At 58.2% G+C, this 22,078-nt stretch carries 15 protein-coding genes and 1 tRNA gene; 7 read left to right on the top strand and 9 right to left on the bottom strand.

What is annotated here, in order from left to right; all coding sequences use genetic code 11:
• The first annotated feature begins 70 nt into the window (after window positions 1-70).
• Window positions 71-253 (top strand): hypothetical protein, encoded by a 183-nt coding sequence (locus tag ACWGXE_RS12135; protein ID WP_447598023.1) that lies wholly within the window; start codon window positions 71-73, stop codon window positions 251-253.
• Window positions 254-278: 25 nt separating this feature from the next.
• Here ACWGXE_RS12135 and ACWGXE_RS12130 read toward each other — a convergent pair whose 3' ends face one another.
• The gene (locus ACWGXE_RS12130; protein ID WP_447598022.1) at window positions 279-1,460 is read right to left on the bottom strand and encodes a response regulator; all 1,182 of its coding nucleotides are present in this window, start codon (window positions 1,458-1,460) and stop codon (window positions 279-281) included.
• A gap of 166 nt (window positions 1,461-1,626) precedes the next feature.
• On the opposite strand from ACWGXE_RS12130, the gene ACWGXE_RS12125 reads away from it, so the two are divergent.
• Window positions 1,627-2,376 carry an HAD-IA family hydrolase gene (locus tag ACWGXE_RS12125; protein ID WP_447598021.1) on the top strand — a complete coding sequence of 250 codons (750 nt, stop codon included), beginning with the start codon at window positions 1,627-1,629 and terminating at the stop codon, window positions 2,374-2,376.
• On the opposite strand, the gene ACWGXE_RS12120 is transcribed toward ACWGXE_RS12125, so the two are convergent.
• Window positions 2,365-3,096 (bottom strand): SIR2 family NAD-dependent protein deacylase, encoded by a 732-nt coding sequence (locus ACWGXE_RS12120; protein WP_447598020.1) that lies wholly within the window; start codon window positions 3,094-3,096, stop codon window positions 2,365-2,367. The two genes, ACWGXE_RS12125 and ACWGXE_RS12120, sit on opposite strands and share 12 nt — an antisense overlap.
• Window positions 3,097-3,182: 86 nt before the next feature.
• Here ACWGXE_RS12120 and ACWGXE_RS12115 point away from each other — a divergent pair, with 86 nt between their 5' ends.
• Window positions 3,183-4,544: a 2-dehydropantoate 2-reductase gene (locus ACWGXE_RS12115; RefSeq protein ID WP_447598019.1), complete on the top strand. Its 1,362-nt coding sequence runs from the start codon at window positions 3,183-3,185 to the stop codon at window positions 4,542-4,544.
• Window positions 4,545-4,549: 5 nt separating this feature from the next.
• Here the strand turns inward: ACWGXE_RS12115 and ACWGXE_RS12110 are convergent, their stop codons facing one another.
• Window positions 4,550-5,881, bottom strand: a complete 1,332-nt coding sequence (locus ACWGXE_RS12110; protein ID WP_447598018.1) for an MATE family efflux transporter — start codon at window positions 5,879-5,881, stop codon at window positions 4,550-4,552.
• 97 nt (window positions 5,882-5,978) lie between these two features.
• Between ACWGXE_RS12110 and ACWGXE_RS12105 the strand changes: the two genes are divergently transcribed.
• Window positions 5,979-7,514: a DUF2779 domain-containing protein gene (locus ACWGXE_RS12105; protein ID WP_447598017.1), complete on the top strand. Its 1,536-nt coding sequence runs from the start codon at window positions 5,979-5,981 to the stop codon at window positions 7,512-7,514.
• Window positions 7,515-7,609: 95 nt separating this feature from the next.
• Here ACWGXE_RS12105 and ACWGXE_RS12100 read toward each other — a convergent pair whose 3' ends face one another.
• Window positions 7,610-7,741 (bottom strand): hypothetical protein, encoded by a 132-nt coding sequence (locus ACWGXE_RS12100; RefSeq protein ID WP_447598016.1) that lies wholly within the window; start codon window positions 7,739-7,741, stop codon window positions 7,610-7,612.
• A 420-nt stretch (window positions 7,742-8,161) separates the two neighbouring features.
• Window positions 8,162-8,935, bottom strand: coding sequence for a phytanoyl-CoA dioxygenase family protein (locus tag ACWGXE_RS12095; RefSeq protein WP_447598015.1), 774 nt, complete (start codon window positions 8,933-8,935; stop codon window positions 8,162-8,164).
• A gap of 416 nt (window positions 8,936-9,351) precedes the next feature.
• Between ACWGXE_RS12095 and ACWGXE_RS12090 the strand changes: the two genes are divergently transcribed.
• Window positions 9,352-9,768 (top strand): hypothetical protein, encoded by a 417-nt coding sequence (locus ACWGXE_RS12090; protein WP_447598014.1) that lies wholly within the window; start codon window positions 9,352-9,354, stop codon window positions 9,766-9,768.
• A 320-nt stretch (window positions 9,769-10,088) separates the two neighbouring features.
• Here the strand turns inward: ACWGXE_RS12090 and ACWGXE_RS12085 are convergent.
• Window positions 10,089-10,176 (bottom strand) — tRNA-Ser (locus ACWGXE_RS12085).
• 328 nt (window positions 10,177-10,504) lie between these two features.
• The gene (locus ACWGXE_RS12080) at window positions 10,505-10,978 is read right to left on the bottom strand and encodes a hypothetical protein (RefSeq protein WP_447598013.1); all 474 of its coding nucleotides are present in this window, start codon (window positions 10,976-10,978) and stop codon (window positions 10,505-10,507) included.
• A gap of 65 nt (window positions 10,979-11,043) precedes the next feature.
• On the opposite strand from ACWGXE_RS12080, the gene ACWGXE_RS12075 reads away from it, so the two are divergent.
• On the top strand, window positions 11,044-11,238 hold the full coding sequence (locus ACWGXE_RS12075; RefSeq protein WP_447598012.1) for a hypothetical protein: 195 nt from the start codon (window positions 11,044-11,046) through the stop codon (window positions 11,236-11,238).
• Window positions 11,239-11,445: 207 nt separating this feature from the next.
• On the opposite strand, the gene ACWGXE_RS12070 is transcribed toward ACWGXE_RS12075, so the two are convergent.
• Both ACWGXE_RS12070 and ACWGXE_RS12065 read right to left on the bottom strand, forming a co-directional pair.
• A complete protein-coding gene (locus ACWGXE_RS12070) occupies window positions 11,446-11,859 on the bottom strand; it encodes a hypothetical protein (RefSeq protein WP_447598011.1) in 414 nt (137 codons plus the stop codon).
• 26 nt (window positions 11,860-11,885) lie between these two features.
• A complete protein-coding gene (locus ACWGXE_RS12065; RefSeq protein WP_447598010.1) occupies window positions 11,886-12,170 on the bottom strand; it encodes a hypothetical protein in 285 nt (94 codons plus the stop codon).
• Window positions 12,171-12,709: 539 nt separating this feature from the next.
• Between ACWGXE_RS12065 and ACWGXE_RS12060 the strand changes: the two genes are divergently transcribed.
• The gene (locus tag ACWGXE_RS12060) at window positions 12,710-22,057 is read left to right on the top strand and encodes an amino acid adenylation domain-containing protein (RefSeq protein ID WP_447598009.1); all 9,348 of its coding nucleotides are present in this window, start codon (window positions 12,710-12,712) and stop codon (window positions 22,055-22,057) included.
• The last annotated feature ends 21 nt before the right edge of the window (window positions 22,058-22,078 follow it).

Below are 22,078 nucleotides of genomic sequence, written 5' to 3'. Positions count from 1 at the left end.
TTAACATGCGCAATGAGCCCTCACAAGACAGGTCGTGCTCACGCCTGAGGTTGTGAGTGCGGCGGGCCGTATGATATACAACGCGCGCGTCGGCAATCTCATGCCGACGCGAGACGCCAACGAGGAGACCATCATTATGCCGAGAGGACGGGAGAAGGATCGGAAGACCAGAAAGAAGCATCGGAAGAATGTGCAGCGCGTCAAAAATCTTGTGAAAGCAAGGCGGGCGGTGGCCAAAAAAGCGAAGCGGTAGACGAGCGAAGCGGCTGGTCCTTTCCTTATTCGGGAGCGGTGAGCCGGGCGATTTCTTCCTTGATCCGCGCTTCTGCCACATCCGGAACAATGAGGTGAACGGCTTTCTGGATCAGCTCCGGCGCCGTTTCCCGAACGATATCCTTGGTGATCTGCTGAGCATACCGTGCAACCGCTTGGCGCACTTCATCTTTGATCACCATTTCAACCGGTCCGAGGTGCTCGCGGACAGCCTGCGGCACGTGGTTCTCAAGGCCGGCGGCGGTCATTTCGCGAATCAGTTTCTCGCTCGTCTGCTCCACGAGGGGCGCGGCGACCTCCCCGACATGTTGCCTCACGGTATTCTCCAATACGGCCAACTGTGACGCCGCCTGCTTCGGCATTTCATTTTGGAGCGCCGCGCCGATGGCTGCTTCGATTCGATCCGCCGAGAGAGCCGCGGTGATCTGATCACGTACTTCTTGCTGCACGGCTCTTGATAGCTGAAGTGTGAGTTCCTTCGCGACGACGGGGGGAATGAGTTCCGACACCTTCTGCTCTGCCTGCTGCACGACCGATTGAAGCAAGTGAGCAAGGAACCCTCGCATCGCCTCAACCGCGGCCGCAGCTCCATTCGATCGAGGCGCGTTTTCCGCTGTCTCATCCGGCGTTGTGCCGGTGCTCGGGATAGGAGTGAATGAAGTCATAGGCGACTCCTCGTGCACAGGACTATCAGCTTCTGCAACGCTATCCTGTTCGGTGTCCATGGAGGCCGCCGTCTTGTCCTCCGTATCGGTGGCGGTTGAATCGGGGGGCCAAGCGCGTTTCTTCAGGGATGTCGCGGGTGCGGTCTGGTGCGCCGATCGTTGTTTCAGTTGCTTGACTGCGTCCAGGAGATGTTCCTGTTGGAGCGGTTTTTTCAGGCTAGCCTGCACGCCCAGCATGCGCAGGTGCTGTTCGTCCAACCGGTCCGCGGCATCAACTAAACACACCAGGACCGTCTCGGCCAGGCTGTTCAGCTTGGCGACTTCCTTACAGAAGCCGGAAAAGGTCATCTTGGCAAGATGATAATCGACAATAATCAAATCCGGCGTGATTCGCCGTGCTGCTTCCAGCGCGGCCGGTCCGTCCTGGAACCCGATGACCTCATGACCCTGCGGCGACGAGATCTGTTCAACCATGCGCCGTACGGCCGGGCTGCTGTCGATGATGAAGATGGATGCGGGCATACGACGACTCCGATGAGTCCAATAGTTGCGAAGCTAGCAAAGGGTCTGCAAGCTGTCAAAGAAAAGTACGAACGGCACGCTTTGACTTCAACGGAACGGCTCAATAGAATTCAGCTCCGTCGGGAGGGACGGTCGATGCGCATCCGCATATCCGTGGGGAAATGCCGTGAAATCGGACCAAGGCAGGCAGGCGATGGACGCTGATCGGTTTCACGTCGTCTTCTTCGACGCCGCCGGCACCCTGTTCCACGTGAACGGGTCGGTGGCGGAAATCTATGTGCGCCACGCGGAGCGCCATGGTTTCAAAAAAACCGACGCTTCGTTATCCGCCGTGAAGACCGCCTTCTCACGTGCGTTTCGGGACGCGCCTCCTCCCGTATTTGCCGCGACCGAGCCGGTGGAGATCAAACAATGCGAGCGCCTCTGGTGGTTCGATATCGTGCACAATGTGTTTTACCGGGTCGGCATGTTCGAGCGGTTCGATGACTTCTTTGAGGAAGTGTTCGACGTCTTTGCGCGCGCCGAGACCTGGCTGCTCTATCCGGAGACGATGGCCGTGTTGAAAGAACTGAAGAACAGCGGGCTGGAACTCGGCATCATTTCGAATTTCGATTCGAGGCTCTTTGCCATTCTGAGGGGGCTCGGCATCGAAGAATTTTTTGATACCGTGACCATTTCCAGCCTGGCCCATGCCGCGAAACCGTCCGGGTTGATCTTCAAACAGGCGCTGGACAAACATGCGGTAGACCCGGACGACGCGCTCCATGTCGGGGATAGTTTGGCTGAAGATGCTGAGGGGGCCCGGCGGGCGGGGCTCGCCGCTGTGCTGCTTGCCAGAGAAGGTGAACCGGCGGGCTCTGCCGTGCCGGCGATCAGGAGCTTGGATGCGCTCTATCCGTTGCTCTTACGGGGATAAGAGAAGCGGAACTATATCTTTTGCACGCCCGCGAATCGTCACATCCACCAATTCAGAGTTCGGCGTGGGATCGAGATTGATTTCGGCCACGTAGGCGCCGCACTGCTTCGCGAGTGAGGCGAACCCAGCCGCGGGATAGACCACCCCGGATGTTCCAATCACCAGACAGAGATCGCATGTTCCAAGTGCAGCCTCACACCGTTCGAGGTCGAGAGGATTCAGTGATTCTCCGAACCAGACGATATGGGGCCGCAGCAAGGCGCCGCAATCCCGGCATGCCGGAAGCAAGGGAAGCGGGACGTCGCGATTTTCTTCGATTAGACCGCAGCCGGTGCATCGGACCATCCAAATATTGCCGTGAATCTCCGAGAGGTCTCGAGAGCCGGCCTGCCGGTGCAGACCATCCACATTCTGAGTAATCAACCAAAAATCGGGCGAGCGCCGCTCCAATTCCGCGACCGCGTCGTGCGCCGGATTCGGCCGGCAAGCGGCAATGAGGCCGCGCCGCCAGTCATACCATTCCCAGACGAGGCGGGGATCCCGCGCAAAGGCCTCTGGGGTAGCGAGGTCTTCCGCGCGAAAATTCTTCCACAGCCCATCTGTTCCGCGAAATGTCGGAATGCCGCTGTCGGCGGAAATGCCGGCTCCGGTAATCACCGTGACGGAGCGAGCCGATGCCACTCGCTGCTTGAGAAGATCAAGAGAAGAGGAATCGATCATGCGGTGTTCGTGCGAATCGTCCGCTGTTGGAGCCGGCGAGGAGCATGCTATAGTACAGCGCATCCATGGTGCAACCAGTAGGAGTAATGATGAAGATGCAAGAGATCATGATCGTCGGCGCCGGATCGGTCGGAGGATTTTTTGGCGCGCATCTGATCAAGCAGAACCCCAACGTATCCTTTTTATTGCGACCTGGGACCTTGGCCGCGGTGCAGCAGCGCGGGGTTACCATCCGGAGCGCCGGGGGATCGTTCACCGTTCGGCCGCGAGCTGCATCCGACCCGCGTGCACTGCCTCTCCCGGACCTGATTGTGCTGGCCGTGAAGGCCTATGATTTGGACGAGGTCATGGACCAGCTCGAGCCGGTCTTCACCGATCGCACCGTGCTCCTGACGTTGCAGAACGGGATCGATACCGAAGACCGGATCCTAGCGCGGCTGAAACGAGATTGCGTCGTGGGAGGCGTCGCCTTCATCTACTCCAAGATTGCCGAGCCGGGGGTCATCGACCATTACAAGAAAGGCGCGGTTGCGATCGGCGAGTTCATGGGGCACGAGAGTGAACGGCTGCTGCAGATCCGTGATCTCTTCACTGCCGCCGGGATTCCGTGCCAGCTCTCAAAAGATATCAGGCGCAGCAAATGGGAAAAGATGTGCTGGAACTGTGTCTTTAATCCCATCACCGTGCTGATCAACGACCAGGTGGCCAAGGCGTTGGACAATCCAGACATGATGAAGGTCATCCGTCAGATCGTCGGGGAAGTCACGGCGGTTTCAGCTGCGATGAAAGTTCCTCTGCCTTCGGATATGGCTGATAAGGTGGTCAAATGGACGCAGGAGATCCGCGACATCCATACCTCGATGTACGATGATTGGAAGGCAGGACGGCCGACTGAGATCGACTACTTGAATGGATTCATCGTCCGGCAGGGCCGTGAATTCGGCATTCCGACCCCGGTCAACGAGGCCTTGACCGCGCTCATTACGGTCCTGACGGCAAAGGAACGATCGGGGCCGGATGTCATCCGGATCGACGGCGATGTCGTCCAGCCTCTTGCGCTGGATCGCCGAGCCTTCGTGCAACTGCCGGAAAAGCATCGTGTGGACGATGTCGGCACCATAGCGCCCGGGATGGCGGGTCGTGCCGTCACCATGAGCGGTCTGCTGGAGATCCCTGCCCTGGGAATTGATGCCGACCATGTGACCATTCACTCCCAAGATGGCCGCTACGCCGCGACGCTGACTTTGGAGCAGGCGCGCCGGCATGGTCTCCTGTTATACGAGATGGAGGGGAAACCCATTCCCGACTCAAAAGGCGGACCGTTCCGTTTCATTGCGCCGGGGCTGGGAGATCTGTGTGCCCACGTCAAAGGAGTGGGGCGGATTGAGGTGCGAGCGGGGTCGGGCAAGGATACTCGCCCGCCTGCCGATGAACGGAAACACTGTTAGGGTCACTACTCCTGAACGATCACTTTAATCTCCTGCCAACGTTCGGATCGGTAGCGCCAGAGCAAGAGAGCCATCCGCACCGTCCAATCCACAATCATTGCGCTCCACACGTACCAGATATCCACCCTCAGCCAGAGAGTCGCAACAAAAGCGATCGGCACGCGGATGCCCCACATGCCGGCCATGGTGGCCCACATGATGAAGCGGGTGTCCCCCGCGCCTCGCAAGGAGCCGGCCAGCACCATCGTAAGAGCGAGCGGGACTTGCAATAAGGCGACAATTTTCAAGAACGTCGTGCCGAGTTCGACCACGGCTTCGTCATTGGTAAACGCCCGCATCAGGGCATAGGGGAAAAAGAAGAACAGGACCCCCATCCCGGCCATGATTGAGGCGGCCATGCGATTGGCTTCCCAATTTTCGTGTTTGGCACGGGTATACTGGCCGGCTCCGATACTTTGCCCGACCATAGTCGCGGCAGCGACGGCAAACCCGTATCCCGGAAGGAAGGAAAAGGCCTCAATCGACAGACCGACCTGGTGCGCGGCATAGGACACCGTCCCGTACAGCAATACGAGTTTGGTATAGAGAAGAATGCCCGCTTGCTGCACCAGCCGTTCACCGCTGACGGGGGCTCCGACTTGCCACAGGGAGGACACCAAATCCAGACGCGCCCGCAGAGGTTTGACCAGAAGCGGTTTTAGACGAATCAGCAAAATAACGGCGCCCGCCAGCTCGGCCAGACCGACGGCGACGGCCGCTCCGCTCAGACCGAGGGCGGGAACAGGCCCATATCCGTAGATCAGGGGGTAGGCCGCTAGTACATGGAGAATATTGACGGCCATCATGGCATACATCGGCGTTCTGGTATCTCCGGTTCCTTGCAGAATTGCCGTCAGGACATGCAGAAGCAGGGTCAACGGCATGACCATGAAGATGATGTCTGAGTAAGGTCCTGCAAGCTCGATCAGCGGGTCTTCCGCCCCGAGCATCCTCATGCCGGCTCGGTTGCAGGTGAGGCCAAAGGCGACCAGCAGCATCGAGACACATCCGCCGATCGCGAGCACATGCGCCATGGCCTCGCTCGCGTCCCGCGTCCGCCGCGCGCCCCACAGTTGAGCGACGATCACGTTGGCGCCGACCGATAATCCAGAGGCCAGCGTCGTCCCGATGAACGCCAAGAGTTGCCCCAGGCCGACCGCTGCGATCGAAGTGGCACCCAAACCTCCGACGAGAAACACTGCGATGATGCCCTCGGTTCGTTGAAGGAGGCTGCTCACCGTGACGGGAAGCGCCAAGGTCATGACAGCCTTTCGGATTTCAGCGCGACTAGCGGACATAGGAGAGCCATCCTAACAGATCGGCGATGGTCGCATCGGATGCCGCTGTGGGCGCACTGGACAAACCCCGCCGGCTTTTGTAGCCTGAACCATTAGGATGGTCATCATTCCCGAATCTGTCTCTTCTCCTTCGCACACGCCCCATCGTCTCTCGAAATCGAAGTTCCTCGCCGCCCTGCAATGTGAGAAGCGGCTCTATTTGGCTATTCATCATCCAGAATTAGCCACGCGTCCCGACGCGGCCGATCAAGCGATCTTGGATATGGGGACGGAAATCGGCGTGGTGGCCCGCAAGCGATTTCCGGGCGGCGTCCTGGTGGACTCATCTTATCGAAAAGGGAAGGAAGCCTTGGCTCGAACAGCCGAACTGGTTGCCGATCCAGAGGTGCCAGCCATCTTCGAAGCGGCCTTGTATTTTGACCACGTATTCGTCCGCGTCGACATTCTGGAGCGCATCATTGAAGCCGACGGCTCGACACGATGGCGGCTCATTGAGGTGAAGGCTTCGACCAAAGCCAAAGAGACGCATGTCGATGATGTAGCCATTCAATACTATGTCGCGCGGGAAGCCGGCCTGCCGGTGGCTGAAACGGGTTTGCTGCATGTGAATAGCCACTATATCTACGAGGGTGGAGAACCGGATGTCGAGCAGCTTTTCACGTGGCGGGATCTGACAAGTGAAATACAGGAGAGGGTCGCCGCCGTGCCCGATCGTCTGGCTTCCTTTCAGACCATGTTGACGCAACCGGCTCCACCCGAGCGCGTTCCCGATAGCCATTGTCACTCTCCGTATGAATGCCCGTTTTGGAATTATTGCACGAAGGACAAGCCGCCTCGATGGATCTATTATCTGCCGGGCGGCGGGCAACTCCCGGCGTTGCTCCTTTCGCAAGGAATCGAGACGATCGATCATATTCCGGCAGACGCCCGCCTGTCCGTCGTGCAGCGGCGGGTGAGAGACAATGTCGAATGGTTGAGCGATGACCTGGCGGGCGCCCTGGAATCCGCTCGTTATCCCGTGCACCATCTCGATTTCGAAACGTTTATGCCGCCTGTACCCAGATTTCGCGATACGCGGCCGTATCAGGTCATTCCCATGCAGTGGTCCGACCATGTGGAATACGCCGATGGCGCCATTGCCCACCATGAATTCCTCTATCGCCATCCAAAAGACCCGCGTGAAGATTTCGTGACCGCCTTGCTCGCAGTTCTCGGAACAGAGGGCAGTATCTGTGTGTACTCAGGCTATGAACGGGCCATTTTGGAGAGATTGGCCGAGACGTTCCCCGCTTTCGAACGGCCGTTGACGGAGGTCATGGCGCGGCTGTGGGATTTGTACGAGGTCATCAAGGCGCACTACTACCATCCGGCCTTTGCCGGCTCCTATTCCATCAAGACGGTCTTGCCCGCGATCGTGCCGGCGCTGGGATATCAGGATCTGGATCTTCAGGATGGGAGCAGCGCGGCGCGGGCTTATTACCGCATGATTTTTCATGAGGCCGATTGGGTGGAACAGGAACGCATCGCCGAGTCCTTGTCACGATATTGCGCCCGGGATACGTTGGCGATGGTGGAGATTCGAAAAGTGCTGAAGACCAAACTACGGCGATCCGCCGATGCGAACCTGCCGTAAAGCCGAGACGGCGGCCTTTAGGGTTTCTTTTTAGGCCGTCGCCGCTGCTCTCTCGTGCCAGACCCTCGTGCTCTGCGATAGGCTGAAAGGCACGCCTATGCCGCGCGCCTGAGCCAGTTTTGCTTGATCACGCAGTAGAGGCAGAGACCTTTGGGGATGGAACTGTACCGATGACAGGCTGCACAAAGCTGCCGGCCGAACAGCAAATAGCGCAGGTACTGAAGCATAGGCCACCTCCATAGGGAGCGGTGCGTAATGATGGCAGGGAACCAGGTTCCGTGTCTGCTAGGCTGTTCCCTAGCCCACATTATTCATGATGGATTCGTGACTACACTACCAAACCCCGCGCTAGCATAATCGAGCGCTATCTGATTAATCTCGCGGCAGGGCAGCACTTTGACTGATTTCTTCCTCACCCACTGTCCAAATTCGGCGGTTGCAGTAGAAGTGTTCATGAATGATGTGGGCTAGGACCGGATCAGGAAGCTGGAGCGGGGACGCGACTGCCTGAGTGCACGGCACAGTCAGAGGCTTGGCAGAGTACTTCGTAGGCTGTGGCACAAGAGAACTGCGAGATGCAAAGAAAATCGGCCGGTCAATGGCCCGATCGGGAAGTGAATTCCAGCGTAACTAAATGGGTTCGACTCTCAGCTATCGGGACGCCACCTCAGGCGGTCATGAATCACCCGTACCCGATGAAGAAGGCGGGAGGGGGCAAAAAATCCCCATTTTCCCCAAGGTCTAAACGTCAATAGCCAGGTACGGCGGATGAAATCCGTACTGTTAGCCAGGGCGGAATGCAGAGTCAACGGGCCATGGATGGTCGCATCGCCCGCTCGAAGAGGGCATGCGACTCCCAATGTGGCATCAACGCCGTCTGTTGTCGCGGACCGGTAGTCATTCGGATAGTAAGGCCGGTGAGGCAGTAAAATTTGTCCCTTGCGGAGGGGAATATAGTGCATGCACCCATTCTCTAACGTGACATCTTGCAATGGGATCCAAAATGCCAGCGTATTATTGGGGAAGTATTTGCCATGAAACGCCCCGTCCTGATGCCACGGGGTACCGTTTCTTCCGTGGGGTTCCTTATAGAGGCCGTTGTCGCAGGCATACCCCGTGGTGGGTCCCAATATTTGTTTAGCAATCCCCAGACAGGAATTATAAGTGGCCGTATTCCTCAAAGTCTGGTCTAGGGCCAACAGACCATCAATGGAGCCACACTGCTTCTGTTGGCGCGCGTACACACCGTCAATTATCCTGCGCACCTCCAGAATGTCATCGGGCGGTGCCAAGGCCGTGATTTTCAGAAACCCTTGTTGGCTGAATTGGATCAACTCTTGTCTACTGAGCGCCCGCAGGCTGCTGTGATGGGATGCGGAAGATCGAGAGGCAGAGGCAGATACGACAGGAGTGTCGGCCATTGGTCTTACCTCCGATAACAGGATGGATGGCGTAGGACCAAACGGACTTAGCGAACACCCTATTAGATTAAACGTGCGATAAAATCAATAGGGAATATCCTGGGTGCACCTCTCCCTCCCATACAGTTCCGGCCCATAAGAGAGCCGGTAGGTCCGTTTGTACCCCTTGCTCGTCACGGCGGGAATGCCGGCAGCGGCCCATTGCCGGTCCTGCAAGGCATTGCGGGACTCTTAATCGCGGGCAGTGACTGGGCTGGTTCTCCGGATATAAGTGGAAGAAAAATGGGTGTAGGATAACGAAATAGACATGGCCGCAGCGGCGTCAGGCAGACTCGTATGCCAATGTGTTGCATGACGTCAGTCCATAGTCAGGACGATAGACAAACGAACATCAAGATAACCGGACCTTGGCCACCATGCGACTGATCGATGGGGTAATCATCAGCAGCCTCATACTGTTGGGATGCGCGACAGAAGAGCATGGACGACCGATCAGTGAAGAAGAAATAACATGGATAGAAAAAGGGGTGACGACACGAACCCAAATTGTTGAGAGGTTCGGAATACCACGGTTTGAAATGCCTCTTCGTTCCAGCACGACTTCGACGACGACCACGACGGCTGAAGTCGACGGAAAATCGCACACCACTACCGCCACCGTGCATGTCGATGAGCCGCCAAAACAAACGAAAGCCATCTATCTCTACACGAGGTCGAATACTAAGATCCCTTTTTATGGTGAAGCTCGCACCAGGCAGTTCTGGGTGGTGTACGACTTGAACGGGGTGGTCCAAGAGTATGGATTTATTGGCGACGTACCGGCATCCCGTTAATGCCAATTGGGCCACGGCTGGTGCAGTGGGTATGCCGAGAAAGGGTTTCTCCAACGGCCGTCATGACGAATAAATCGGGAAAGAAGCCGTTGGCTCACCGGAAAAGCAGTAGGCTCTGGTCGAGCAGCATTCGTAAAACAGTGAGGCGACCTGAAGGGGCTTATCTGTCGGCCGCTATTACAAGAAAGCGCACGATAGGCCGACGGCCCGCACGAGGAGTACTATGCTTCGGGTCGAGCACAGAGAAACAATCACATTTTGGGTTCTATCCGGACGCCAAGAACGATTTGGAGAGGATCCCGGTCGGGTCAAGCAAGGTATGGCGGAGAGGGTGGGATTCGAACCCACGGTCCCTTACGGGACAACGGTTTTCGAGACCGCCCGATTCGGCCGCTCTCGCACCTCTCCGCATCAGAAATTTAACAGATATATCATGCAGTTGCCACGCTTTTCTCGCTCGTGATCCGTTTCGTCTCCGAGCCGGCGTGGTGAAAAACCTTGTGAAATGTTTCCCGATTCGGCGCACGGCTTCCGCCTTTTGGCTAGGCCCGACATGGGCATAACGCTGTAACAGGAGAGATTAGACCATCCTCCGGGAACCGAGCGGGACGCGAACGTATGTCGCGATGTGCGTAAGGAGACACCTGTCCCCTCAAGGCGGGCGTGGCGAACGAGGACAGTGAAGTGCTTTTCCATGCTGTCATATGACTGCCCGTTCGGCCTGCTGAACACGATTTTACCTTTTCCCCATTGCTTCAATTCGATCAAAGCGTCGAGATCCCGCTGGTTGAGCGGGATACTCCTCATGTGCCGTTTTTCGCGTAGGCGGCTTGAACGGTGAGGAGGCTGCGGCGGGAATCGATGTCATGCTACCGCATGGATAACGCTTCCGCTTCGTTCGAAGCTCGCAGTTTATACCAATGATGATCAGTTCTTTCAATGGTGACGTGGAGGCCTCGATGAGTCTTTGTTCCTCATCGGCTTCCAGAAAGCGGAGATGCCGTTTCGGTTCCTTCACCATTTTAATTTCTTCTGCCGGATTCCCACCCTCATAGAGCTTCGGTCCTCGGCAATAGTTGAACAAGTGTTTCAGCACTGCCGTTTCCGCGGACACCTGAGTTATAGGTTTCTGCGGCAGTTGCTGGAACGCCAGGCGTCGCCGTTGTCGCCGATTATGCCAGCGTTCGATGTAGTCAAAGATATGCCGCATCGTTGGATCATCTGAAAATGCACTGCGGCGCTCATGACAGGGACCGCTCGCTCGTAAGAGACGGCATGTCGAAACCAGTATCACCGGACCTCAACACGGCAACCGCCGATCAGCTGAAAGCACCGCCGGCCATCGATGGCGCCTATGCGGACAAGATCATTAAAAGACGCCTTGCAGGAAGGACGATCTGGTGCAGGAGAAGTGGTGCCACAGGCGCTTATGACAAGATCAGGGACCAGGTAATTGCGAAGCAGAAGTAATGATCTTGAACAGTGTCTGAGATGCGTTCGCCGTCCTGAACGTAGAGAGTGAGCGAAATGACCTTGGTCTTCTGTCTTTAGAAGGAAGCAGAGTGATACCTTAAGCGGCACGGCAGGCACCCACTTTCGGTTACGAATGAGACGTAGACATCGGCACCCCTGGCCAGCACTTCACCGGGTGCCGTCAAGGGTGCCGGTCGAGGCACGTCAACGCTGTTTCGTTCGATCCACGAACAACAGGTAGTCGGTCAGTTCCTCCATTGCCAGGCAGGGGAGGTCGCAGGAAATTCGATAGAATTCTTCCCCGCGGTCGCCTACGGTGAATTCCAGCATCGAGAGCTTCGGCCCATCGGGGGTCATACGCGCGCCGGTCACCTCAGTGTCCGCCGACAGCGCCGTAAACTGATGGGCATTAGCATTGGTGTCGGCATATTCAAAGATGAGTTTGAGGCGCACGCCTTGCGGCACACTGAACCGCTTTCCATCCATCTTGATGTCGCGGGTTATCAACCCTTCTTTTGTGATTTTGAAGCGAATCGTCTGCTTATCCTGGGCCCGTGCGGAGAGCGGTATCGCGAGTATGAGGATCAGACAGCACACAGCTAATCTGGTTCGTTTCATGAAAGCTCCTTCGGTTAAAGAGGACGCTACACCACAACAGTCGTGGGAATCAGTTCGGAAAAGGCGGCCTGGACGGATGGCTCACATCCTTTCTGACACTGTCCATCTCTCCAGCAGCGGTGATCACATCCCACGACCGACATCTGGCGCTCACCTGACCTCCACCCTAACGCCACGAGGGCGGGGCTGTGATCTTCGGGACAGGTCAACTGTTCCCAGTGCACCGGCGGTCGCTGGAGACCCATGGCGACGGCGCCGGTAGCCAGCATGACAACGAAAGTGCAAATCAGCGCGACCACAACGGCATCCATAATAAACCTCCTTGTGTCCTCCACCGAAGCTCACCATGAGCTACGATGCTAATCAGCGTCACGCATACTTCGTGCCGCGCATAAGCAACTGAAGATCATACGACAAAGTTATGCATCCACCTGCTCATGAGGCATTAGGCGACACAATGAAAAAGTGCCGCTGTGGCGTAGGGCATCACAAAATGTGGTGAGAGGTAACTTCGGACTCATCCCGAGCATGGGATCTCTACGGCGCACACATGCGCCCTTCTTTGCAGATCATCCTACCGCCTCTGGCAGCCTCCGATAAGAATCCCGAGGTCCGGCCTTTAACAAATGCCGAAGGCCCACGCCGAAGGGCAGCCATTTCACGTCGCGGTCGAGGCGAGAAATTCAGGGTAAACCCGTAGATGGAGTCAATGCGTTATAGCGGTTCAAGATGGAAGGAGAAAAATGCGATTACATTTTGTGATGATTCGATGGTGCCTTAGACTCTGGTAGACACATAGACTGACAAGAACCCCCGCGCCATTGGATAAGGCAATCATCCCAAAACTATTGTGACGACACCGTCGGGCCCCGATCTCCCATCGCGCCATACCCTTATCGATGTGCTTCGTTCCCGGGCATCGGGGGAACCGGATCGGCCGGCCTATATCTTCCTGAAAGACGGAATGGCTGCCGATCATGCCCTGACGTATGCCGAATTGGACAGGCACGCGCGATCACTCGCGTTGCTCTTAAGCCGACGATTTCACGAAAAGACCCACCTTCTCTTGATGTACCCGCCCGGCCTTGATTTTATTACGGCTTTCTGGGGTTGCCTGTACGCCGGAATGGTGGCAATTCCCATTCCGCCGCCCGATATCTTTCGCATCAAACAGAGCGCCGGCCGACTGGCTGCAGTGAGCCAGGACGCCCAAGCAGCGGGCCTCCTGACGGTGCAGGACACGATCGCATTGTGCCGTGAGGCCCGCTATCAGGGGCTGTTGGGTGATCCCGATCAATGGATCGCCACGGAGATGCTGGATACTGCGGATGCAGATTCCTGGCGCACCCCCGATTGCGCCGTTTCAGATCTGGCCTATCTTCAATACACGTCCGGCTCGACGGCCCTGCCCAAGGGAGCGATGGTGAGCCATGGAAATCTGGTGCACCAATGCCGGTGTATCACGACGGCAGGCGGATATGATGAACAGGCGGTGACCCTGTCCTGGATGCCCCACTACCATGACTATGGGTTGGTGAAGGGCATCCTCCATCCGATATCGATCGGCAGGCCGGCCTATCTCATGTCGGCCGTCACATTCCTCAAACGTCCGCTCCGTTGGCTGCAAGCGATCCAACGCCATCGCGTGACCCATAGTGGAGGGCCGAACTTCGCCTACCGTCATTGCGTTGCCATGACGACGCCGGAGGAGCGATCGCAGTTGGACCTGTCCGGTTGGCGGGTGGCCAGTTGCGGCGCCGAGCCGATCTTTCGCCAGACAATGGAAGAGTTCATCACGGCATTCGCGGCTGCCGGATTCACGGCCGAGGCCTTCTATCCGGCCTACGGCATGGCCGAATATACCTTGCTGATCGCGTTGAAGCCGCCCGGCGAACGGCCGCAGGTCCAGTGGATCGATGCTCGTTCTCTTGAACAGGGAACGGTGGAGCCCGCAACCGGCGAGAGTGCGGTGGCGCGGGCGGTGGTCGGCTGCGGCCGTCCGGTCGGTGACACGGTTGTGGCGATTGTCGATCCCGTGACGAGGCGACGCTGCCGGGAAGATCAGGTCGGGGAGATCTGGCTTGCCGGACAGAGTGTCACCCAGGGGTACTGGAACAGACCGCAGGAGACTGAAGAGATTTTCCAGGCCGTGATAGAGAACACGAAGGAAGGACCATTTCTCAGGACCGGCGACCTGGGATTCGTCCGCGATGGAGAACTCTATGTCACCGGCAGGCTGAAGGATCTCATTATTATCCGGGGCAGAAATCATTACCCGCAAGATATTGAGCAGTCCGTGCAGCAATGTCATCCGTCTCTCAGAAGAGGCAGCGCTGTCGCGTTCTCGGTTGTGGACGATCAGGAAGAGGCACTCGTCGTAGTACAGGAGATGGAACGGGTGACGAACGGTCCGAACCCGGAAGACGTGGCCGGTTTCATCCGCCAGGCAGTGGCCGATCAACATGATCTGGAAGTCATGGCCATCGCCTTGGTGAAGCCGGGATCCATTCCCAAGACCTCCAGCGGAAAAATTCAACGCGGCGCCTGCCGACAGGCCTTCCTCTCGGGAAATCTCCCGTGTGTCGGTGTCAGCCGGATCCATCGGTCGGCTGCAAGCACCAGTTCCGAATCAATTTCGATCGCCGATCTATTGTCTTTACCGGATAAGGAACGGAGACCGTGGTTGGAATCCTATCTGACCAGGACGATCGCCTCGCTGCTTGGCCGCGAAGACAGCCTCATCGGCAACGAACCCCTGAATCGCCTCGGGATTGATTCGTTGAAAGCGGTCAAATTGCTGCATCATCTCGAGACTCGCTTCCGCGTCGTGATCCCGCTTTCTTCGGTATTGGGCGAGGGTAAGGTGGCGGATCTGGCCGCGGAGATCCTCTCTCGATTTTCAGGCGAGCCGCAGGTCCAGTCCGGTCCTGTAGTGACGGACCAGTCCCACTCCGTCTGTTATCCGGTCTCCTACAATCAATGGGCGTTGTGGATTCATCATGAGCTGGACCCGCTGAACGCGGCCGCGAACGTGGCGGCGCTGCTGCCCTTAGCGGTGGAATTGGACCAACAAGCCTTGCATGCCGCCCTGCTTGAATTGGGGCGGCGCCATCCCATTCTCAGAACGACGTATGAATCAGGGTCCGAGGAGCCCTTGCAGCGAGTGCATGAGGCGCTTCCTCCTGACTGGCAGGTGATCGACGCTGCGGAGTGGACGTGGAATGAGATCCGTACGAAAGCGATTGCGTCGGCCGCCACGCCGTTTGATCTGAAACAAGGTCCGGTATGGCGCGTCTGTACGTTTCGCGGGCGAGATCGAAGTGTGCTGCTCCTCGTGGCGCACCATATCGCAGCCGACGGGACCTCGATGGCCGTCTTGGTAAAAGAATTACGGCACCTCTATCACGCGATGCGATCGGGAGAAGCGGACACACCCGCAACATGGCCACCGCCATACCGGTCATTTGTATCGTGGCAACGCGAGATGCTGGCCGGTGAGCACGGAGGCACGCTCGCCTCCTATTGGCGACAACAACTCGTAGACGGCTGGCCCGGCTACGAGGAACTCTATGACCGGCCGAGCGGATCGCGCGATGTCAGGCGCTATGCCTGGCGGGCGTTCACCATCGATGCGGCGATCGGCCGGCGATTGCAGGATGCGGCGCGGGCTCATGGCGTGACCTTGTACGGGCTGCTCCTGTGCGCACTCCAAATATTGTTGTATCGCTACACCGGGCAGAACGATATTGTCATCGGCTCTCCTGTGTCGGGCAGAAGACGCGCATGGTTCGCGGAGACCGTGGGAGACTGTGTCAACATTGTCCCTTTGCGGCAACAGCTGGATGGGGAAATGACCGTTCAGTCTCTGCTGCAACAGACCCGGCGGGGAGTGTTGGCCGCCTTGGAGCATCAAGACTATCCTTTTGCGCTCGCGATGAAGGACCACAACGAAGGAAAAGCCGTCGGTCAATCATCCACCGTCAACGTGCTCTTCGCCCTCCAAGAATTCCGGCTGTTGTCCGACGCGGATCGGCGGATGGCGAGCGGGGGCCCGCTCCCGGTTCGGCCGGATGGGTTCGGGGAAGACTGGTACGTCCTTCCGCAGCAGGGCGGACAATTTCCGCTCAGCATTGAAATGTCCGAGGCGGCTACGGAACTGAGCGGATGCTTCGAATACGACTCCGACCTCTTTGCCGAGGACACGATTATCCGCATGCAGAAACATTACTGCCGGATCATTGAAGGGATGTTGGAGGATCTCAATAGTCCGATCGAGGCGTTGTCGCTGATGGATGAGACAGAACGACAGCGGCTTGTCACTGACTTCAATCAACCATCCTTGCCGTGCCCTTCAATAGGCAGTCTCACGCGACAGTTTGAATCTCTGGCCCAACAGATGCCCGATGCCATCGCAGTTGTTCACGAAGACCAGCAGCTATCGTATCGGGACTTGGAGCGACGGGCCAATCGGCTGGCCCGGTATCTAAGGGGGCGCGGGGTCGGCCCTGAAGTCGTGGTGGGAATTTGTCTCGACCGATCCATCGATCTGGTCGTTGGCTTGCTCGCGGTGATGAAAGCTGGGGGCGCCTATCTTCCGCTTGACCCGGAGTATCCCACGAAGCGCCTTGAGCAGATGCTGATGGATGCGGAAATTAGGGTGCTTTTGACCCATAGCGGTCTACTGACGCGCTTGCCGTCGGCCCATCCCCACACGATTTGTCTCGATTCCGAATGGCCGGCCATAGCCCGTCTGTCCGATGACCCGCCATCCGAAGAAAGGCAGGCGCATCAGCTTGCCTATGTGCTCTATACCTCCGGTACGACGGGCCGGCCCAAGGGCGTCATGGTGGAGGACGGGTCCCTTGCCAACTATGTTGAGGCGTTCACGCGCCACATACAGCTGGCTCCCGGCGATCGCGTCCTGCAATTTGCTTCGATCGGATTCGACGCCGCAGCCGAGGAAATCTTTCCCTGTCTGACGGCCGGGGCCACGCTGGTGTTGCGTACGGTGTCCATGATGGATTCGATGGCGCAGTTTATCGAGAGTTGCCGGCGCTGGGATATCAGCGTGCTCGACCTGCCGACCGCCCTCTGGCATGAGCTGGTCGCACGGATGGATCAGGACAAGTTGGAACTGCCCGCGGCCGTCAGAGTCGTCGTCATCGGCGGAGAACGCGCGCTGCCCTCTGCCGCCGCACGATGGGCCGCCATGGTGCGGCCGGAGGTCCGTTTGGTAAATACCTATGGGCCGACTGAGGTCACGATTGCCGTCACGATCGGCGATGTGGAGCCTGCGGAAGCAATGAAAGATGCTTCATGGGAGGTTTCCATCGGACGGCCGATCCCGGGCTCCCAGGTCTTTGTGCTTGACGGCAATTTGCGACCGGTCCCGATTGGAATCACCGCAGAACTGTACGTCGGTGGCATCGGGCTCGCGCGCGGATATGTCGGCAAACCCGATCTGACCGAGGCGCGATTCATCAAGGCGCCGCCGGATCTGCCCGTGCAGAACAAGCTGTATCGAACCGGCGACCGTGCAAGGTGGCGGGCGGACGGTTGGCTCGAATACCGGGGACGAGTCGACCGTCAGGTAAAAATTCGTGGCCATCGGATCGAACTGGAAGAGATTGAATCCGTACTCGGTTCCCATCCGGACCTGCTGCAGGCGGCGGTAGAGGTGCGGGAGGACATGCCGGGGGACAAGCGGCTTGTGGCATTCATCGTCCCGCGTCCAGGCAGCAGCCTTACCATTGGACGGCTGACGCAAGATTTACAACATACGCTGCCTCGCTACATGGTGCCGTCGGCCTTCGTGGAACTGACCGCGCTCCCGCGCACCGAACATGGCAAACTGGACCGGCGTGCCCTTCATGTCGAGCGGGACAGCCGGGCGAGCCATTTCGATTTGACCTCTTCCTACGTGCCGCCGCGCAATACGACCGAAGAAATGCTGGCACAGGTGTGGAGCGAGATTCTCTATGTCCGGGATGTGGGCATCCATGACAATTTCTTTGAACTCGGCGGTAATTCTCTACTGGCGACCCAATTGGTTTCCCGGATCAGGCGGTTGTTTCATCAGGATGTGCCGCTGCGAGTGATCTTTGAGGCTCCCACGATCGCGAATCTCTGCCGGCTCATCGGAGCGAGCGGAGTGTCTGGTTTGAAGCCGGACGTGCCTTCCATGTCGCGTCTTTCGCGAACGAGGCCGCTCGCCCTGTCATTCGCGCAAGAACGGATGTGGTTCCTCCATCAGATCGCTTCCGGCAGCTCCGCTTACAATATCCCCGCCAGCGTGCGACTTCAAGGTCCGCTCAACAAGGAGGCGCTCCGACGCGGTGTGGCGGAATTGGTGCGACGGCATGAATCACTGCGGACCACGTTCGGGGAAGTCGCCGGCCGGCCGGTCCAGCAAATCCATGCGACGCTTGATCCGATCTGGGAGGAGAAGGACCTGCGCACCGAGCCGCATGACGGCCGTGAGCGTCTTGCGGCGGAGTTGGCAACCGAGGAAGCCCGGCGGCCCTTCGACCTCCACACCGGGCCTTTATTTCGAGTGCTGCTGCTGCAATTGGAGGAGGAACAGCATGTCCTCGTGCTGACGACGCACCATATTATTTCCGATCAATGGTCCTATGGCGTCATCGCGCGGGAACTGGTAGCTCAGTACAATGCCTATTGCGAAGGGACGGTGCCGCTTCAACCGGCCATGGAATTTCAGTACGCCGATTTTGCGCAATGGCAGCGGACCTGGTTGAGCGGCCCAGTTCTCAACGAACAACTTGCATTCTGGAAGAGCCGCCTTGTGAATCTGTCCACGCTTACGCTCCCTTCCGATCGTCCGCGCCCGCCCCGCCATTCGTTCCAAGGAGACCAGGTCTCGATCGAGCTGCCGTGGTCCTTGGTCCACCGGTTAAAACAGGTCACCGTCGTCGAAGGCGCGACTCTTTATATGGGGTTCCTGGCCGCATTTTTTGCGCTACTGCATCGACTGAGCGGACAAGGGGATCTTGTGATCGGGACCCCGATCGCCAATCGGAACTGGCTGCCCATCGAGGACATGATCGGCACCTTCGTCAATACTCTCGTGCTTCGCGCGGATATCTCGGGCGAAATGGACTTCCGGCAGATCCTGAAATCGGTGCGGGACGTCAGCCTGGATGCCTATGCGCATCAAGACCTGCCGTTTGAAAAACTCGTCGAGGCGTTGCAGCCGGATCGGAGCCAAGGGGGCTTGCCGATTGTCCAAGTGCTGTTCAACTTTACCAATACGCCGTTTGCGCGGACGGACTTTAAATATGTGTCGTGGACCCCCTACGAGATCAGCCGCGGCGCCGCGCAGTTTGATCTGACGTTATCCATCGATCCGATGGCCTCCAGAAAAGTCTACCTGGAGTTTAATTCGGATTTATTTGAGAAGCAGACCGCCGAGCGGTGGGTGCGGCACTATCTCACGCTGCTGGAAGCCATGGTGGACCACCCGGCCGAGCCGATCAGGCGCTTGCCGCTCTTGCGGGCCGTTGAACGGCGTCTGATTACGTCCGGCTGGAATGCGACCACCACGACGTTCGGCGAGATTCGTACCGTCTCCGAGCTGTTCGAGGCGCAAGCCGGGCGGTCTCCCACGAGGACGGCCGTCATCGACGAGTCATGCCAGCTTTCGTATGAGGAATTGAACAGGCGCGCCAACCAAGTGGCTCGTTATCTTCAACAGAAGGGAGTCGGTCCGGACGTTGTCGTCGCGCTCCATCTGGACCGCTCGCCGGATCTCTTGGCGTGCCTTCTGGGCATTATGAAGGCCGGGGGGGCCTATCTGCCCCTGGTGCCCGGGCTGCCAGCCAAGCGAATGGCGGTGATGCTGGAAACGGCCCAGACCGGCTGCCTGGTGACGACGAGCGATTTGATGTCCGGCGTTCCCTCGCAGCAGATTCCGGTTGTGGTGATTGATCAGCCAGAAACATCGGACGCGATCGGCAGCCTGAGCGGCGAGAATCTTGCCCAATCGGCCGATGCCGGACATTTGGCATATGTACTCTTTACAAGCGGGTCTACCGGCCTTCCGAAGGGCGTCGAGATTGAACACCGAAGCTTAACCAACTTACTCCTGTCGATGCGCCGGCGTCCCGGCATCGCCGAACACGATGTGCTGCTCTCCGTGACGCCGTTGTCGTTCGATATTGCAGGCCTTGAACTCTACCTTCCGTTGATCACGGGCGCGACTCTTCATCTGGCCGGCCGCCGCCGCGCCGTGGACGGAGTTTGGTTGCGGACTCAGCTTGATGAAGGAGAGGCAACCATCATGCAGGCGACTCCGGCCACGTGGCGGATGGTCGTGCAGGCGGGATGGCGGGGAACCCGCAAGATCACGGTCCTGTGCGGCGGCGAAGCGCTGTCTGCTGATCTGGCGCAGGACTTATGCGCCCGTGCCGCCGCCGTATGGAATCTTTATGGCCCGACTGAGACGACCATCTGGTCCACGATTGAACACCTGCAACAGATCGAGCGCACCGTTTCACTCGGCCGCCCCATTGCCAACACGCACGTATATGTACTGGATGCCAATCTTGAGCCTGTGCCGATCGGAATTCCCGGTGAGCTTTTTATCGGCGGCGCCGGGGTGGCTCGCGGATACCGCGGCAACCCCCAGTTGACCGCCGAGCGATTCATCTCCAGTCCTTTTGAGGAAGGCGGACGGCTTTACCGGACGGGCGATGCCGTCAAATGGCTGCCGGACGGCCGGCTCGAGTTCATTGGGCGCATGGATTTTCAGATTAAGCTTCGCGGATTCCGGATTGAATTGGGGGAAATTGAAACGGTATTGGGACAGTATCCGGCCGTCAGCCAGGCGGCGGCGACAGTTCGGGAAATGGACGGAGAGCAACACCTTGTCGCATACGTCACCTTGAAAGAGCCGGTTGTCTTCGACCCTCTGGAGATGCGGAGATTTTTGCGGGATCGGGTGCCAGACTATATGGTCCCATCCGCCATTGTCCGTATGGCGAAGTTTCCATTGACTCCCAATGGCAAAATAGACCGCCGTGCCCTGCCGGCGCCGGCTGACGGCTTAAATCCGAATCCTAAAGAACCGATGGCGCCACGCGATGGAGTGGAACTGCAGCTCGTGGCCTTGTGGGAACAGGTGCTGGGCATCAGCCAGGTGGGAGTCCGTGATAATTTCTTTGATCTGGGAGGCTACTCGTTGCTGGCATTGCGCATGTTCAGCGCCATCGAGCAGATTTTCGGCACGCGATTACCGATGGCCATGCTGTTTCAGGCCCCCACGATCGAGCACCTTGCCAATGTCCTTCGCGATGGAGGCTGTTCCGTCCGCTGGAGATCGTTGGTGGCGATTCAGGCACATGGAACAAGGCGGCCGTTCTTCGTCGTCCCTGGAGTCGGCGGCAATGTGTTGGTGTTCGCCCGCTTGTCGCGGCTGCTGGGAGAGGATCAACCATTCTACGGGCTTCAGGCGCAGGGCCTGGACGGCAAGGCGAGACCGTTTACACGAATCGAAGACATGGCCCGGCACTATGTCGCCGAAATCCGCACGGTTCAGGCACACGGGCCCTATCAAATCGGCGGCACCTGCACCGGAGGACTGGTCGCCTATGAAATGGCGCAGCAATTGGTGGGCGAGGGCGAAGAGGTGCTGTTAGCGATCATGGAATCGTGGCATCCCCGCTCATACCGGACTCATTGGAGACGTCCGCCACAGCTGGTATGGCCGGCGGTGTTCATCGTCCGAAAGTTTGCCGCCTATATGCGCTTGCTCAACGGCTACTCCGTGCGGGATTGGCCCAAGTACGGCTGGAAGAAATTCCGGACCTTATGGCATACACTATGGGAAGTCGGTGAAACATCCCAGCCGGAGTATCTGCCATATCGGGATTATGTCACCTATGCGACATTCCATGCCGCGGCCCGCTATGATTTCAAACCGTATCGGGGACGGTTGCTCAACGTGGTGGCATCACGGCGGCCCTTGGCCGATCCCAGCCTGGATACGCGGCTGGCATTCACGGATGCCGCCGCGGAAGGGAGCCGAACCGTCATGGTGGCGGCGGAAGATTCGGGGCGGCTGTTCGTCTCGCCGCATGTTCAAGTCCTGGCGGGACATCTATCTACTTTTCTGAACAGCGAGAACTGTTCGGATGCACCCTTGCCGGCCGCGCCCGACGGGAAACCTTCACAAGCGGCGTAAGAGATGTTCGAGGCGCAAGTT

The sequence above is a fragment of the Nitrospira sp. Nam80 genome (assembly GCF_965152575.1).
This window is presented reverse-complemented; position numbering and strand designations above follow the sequence as displayed.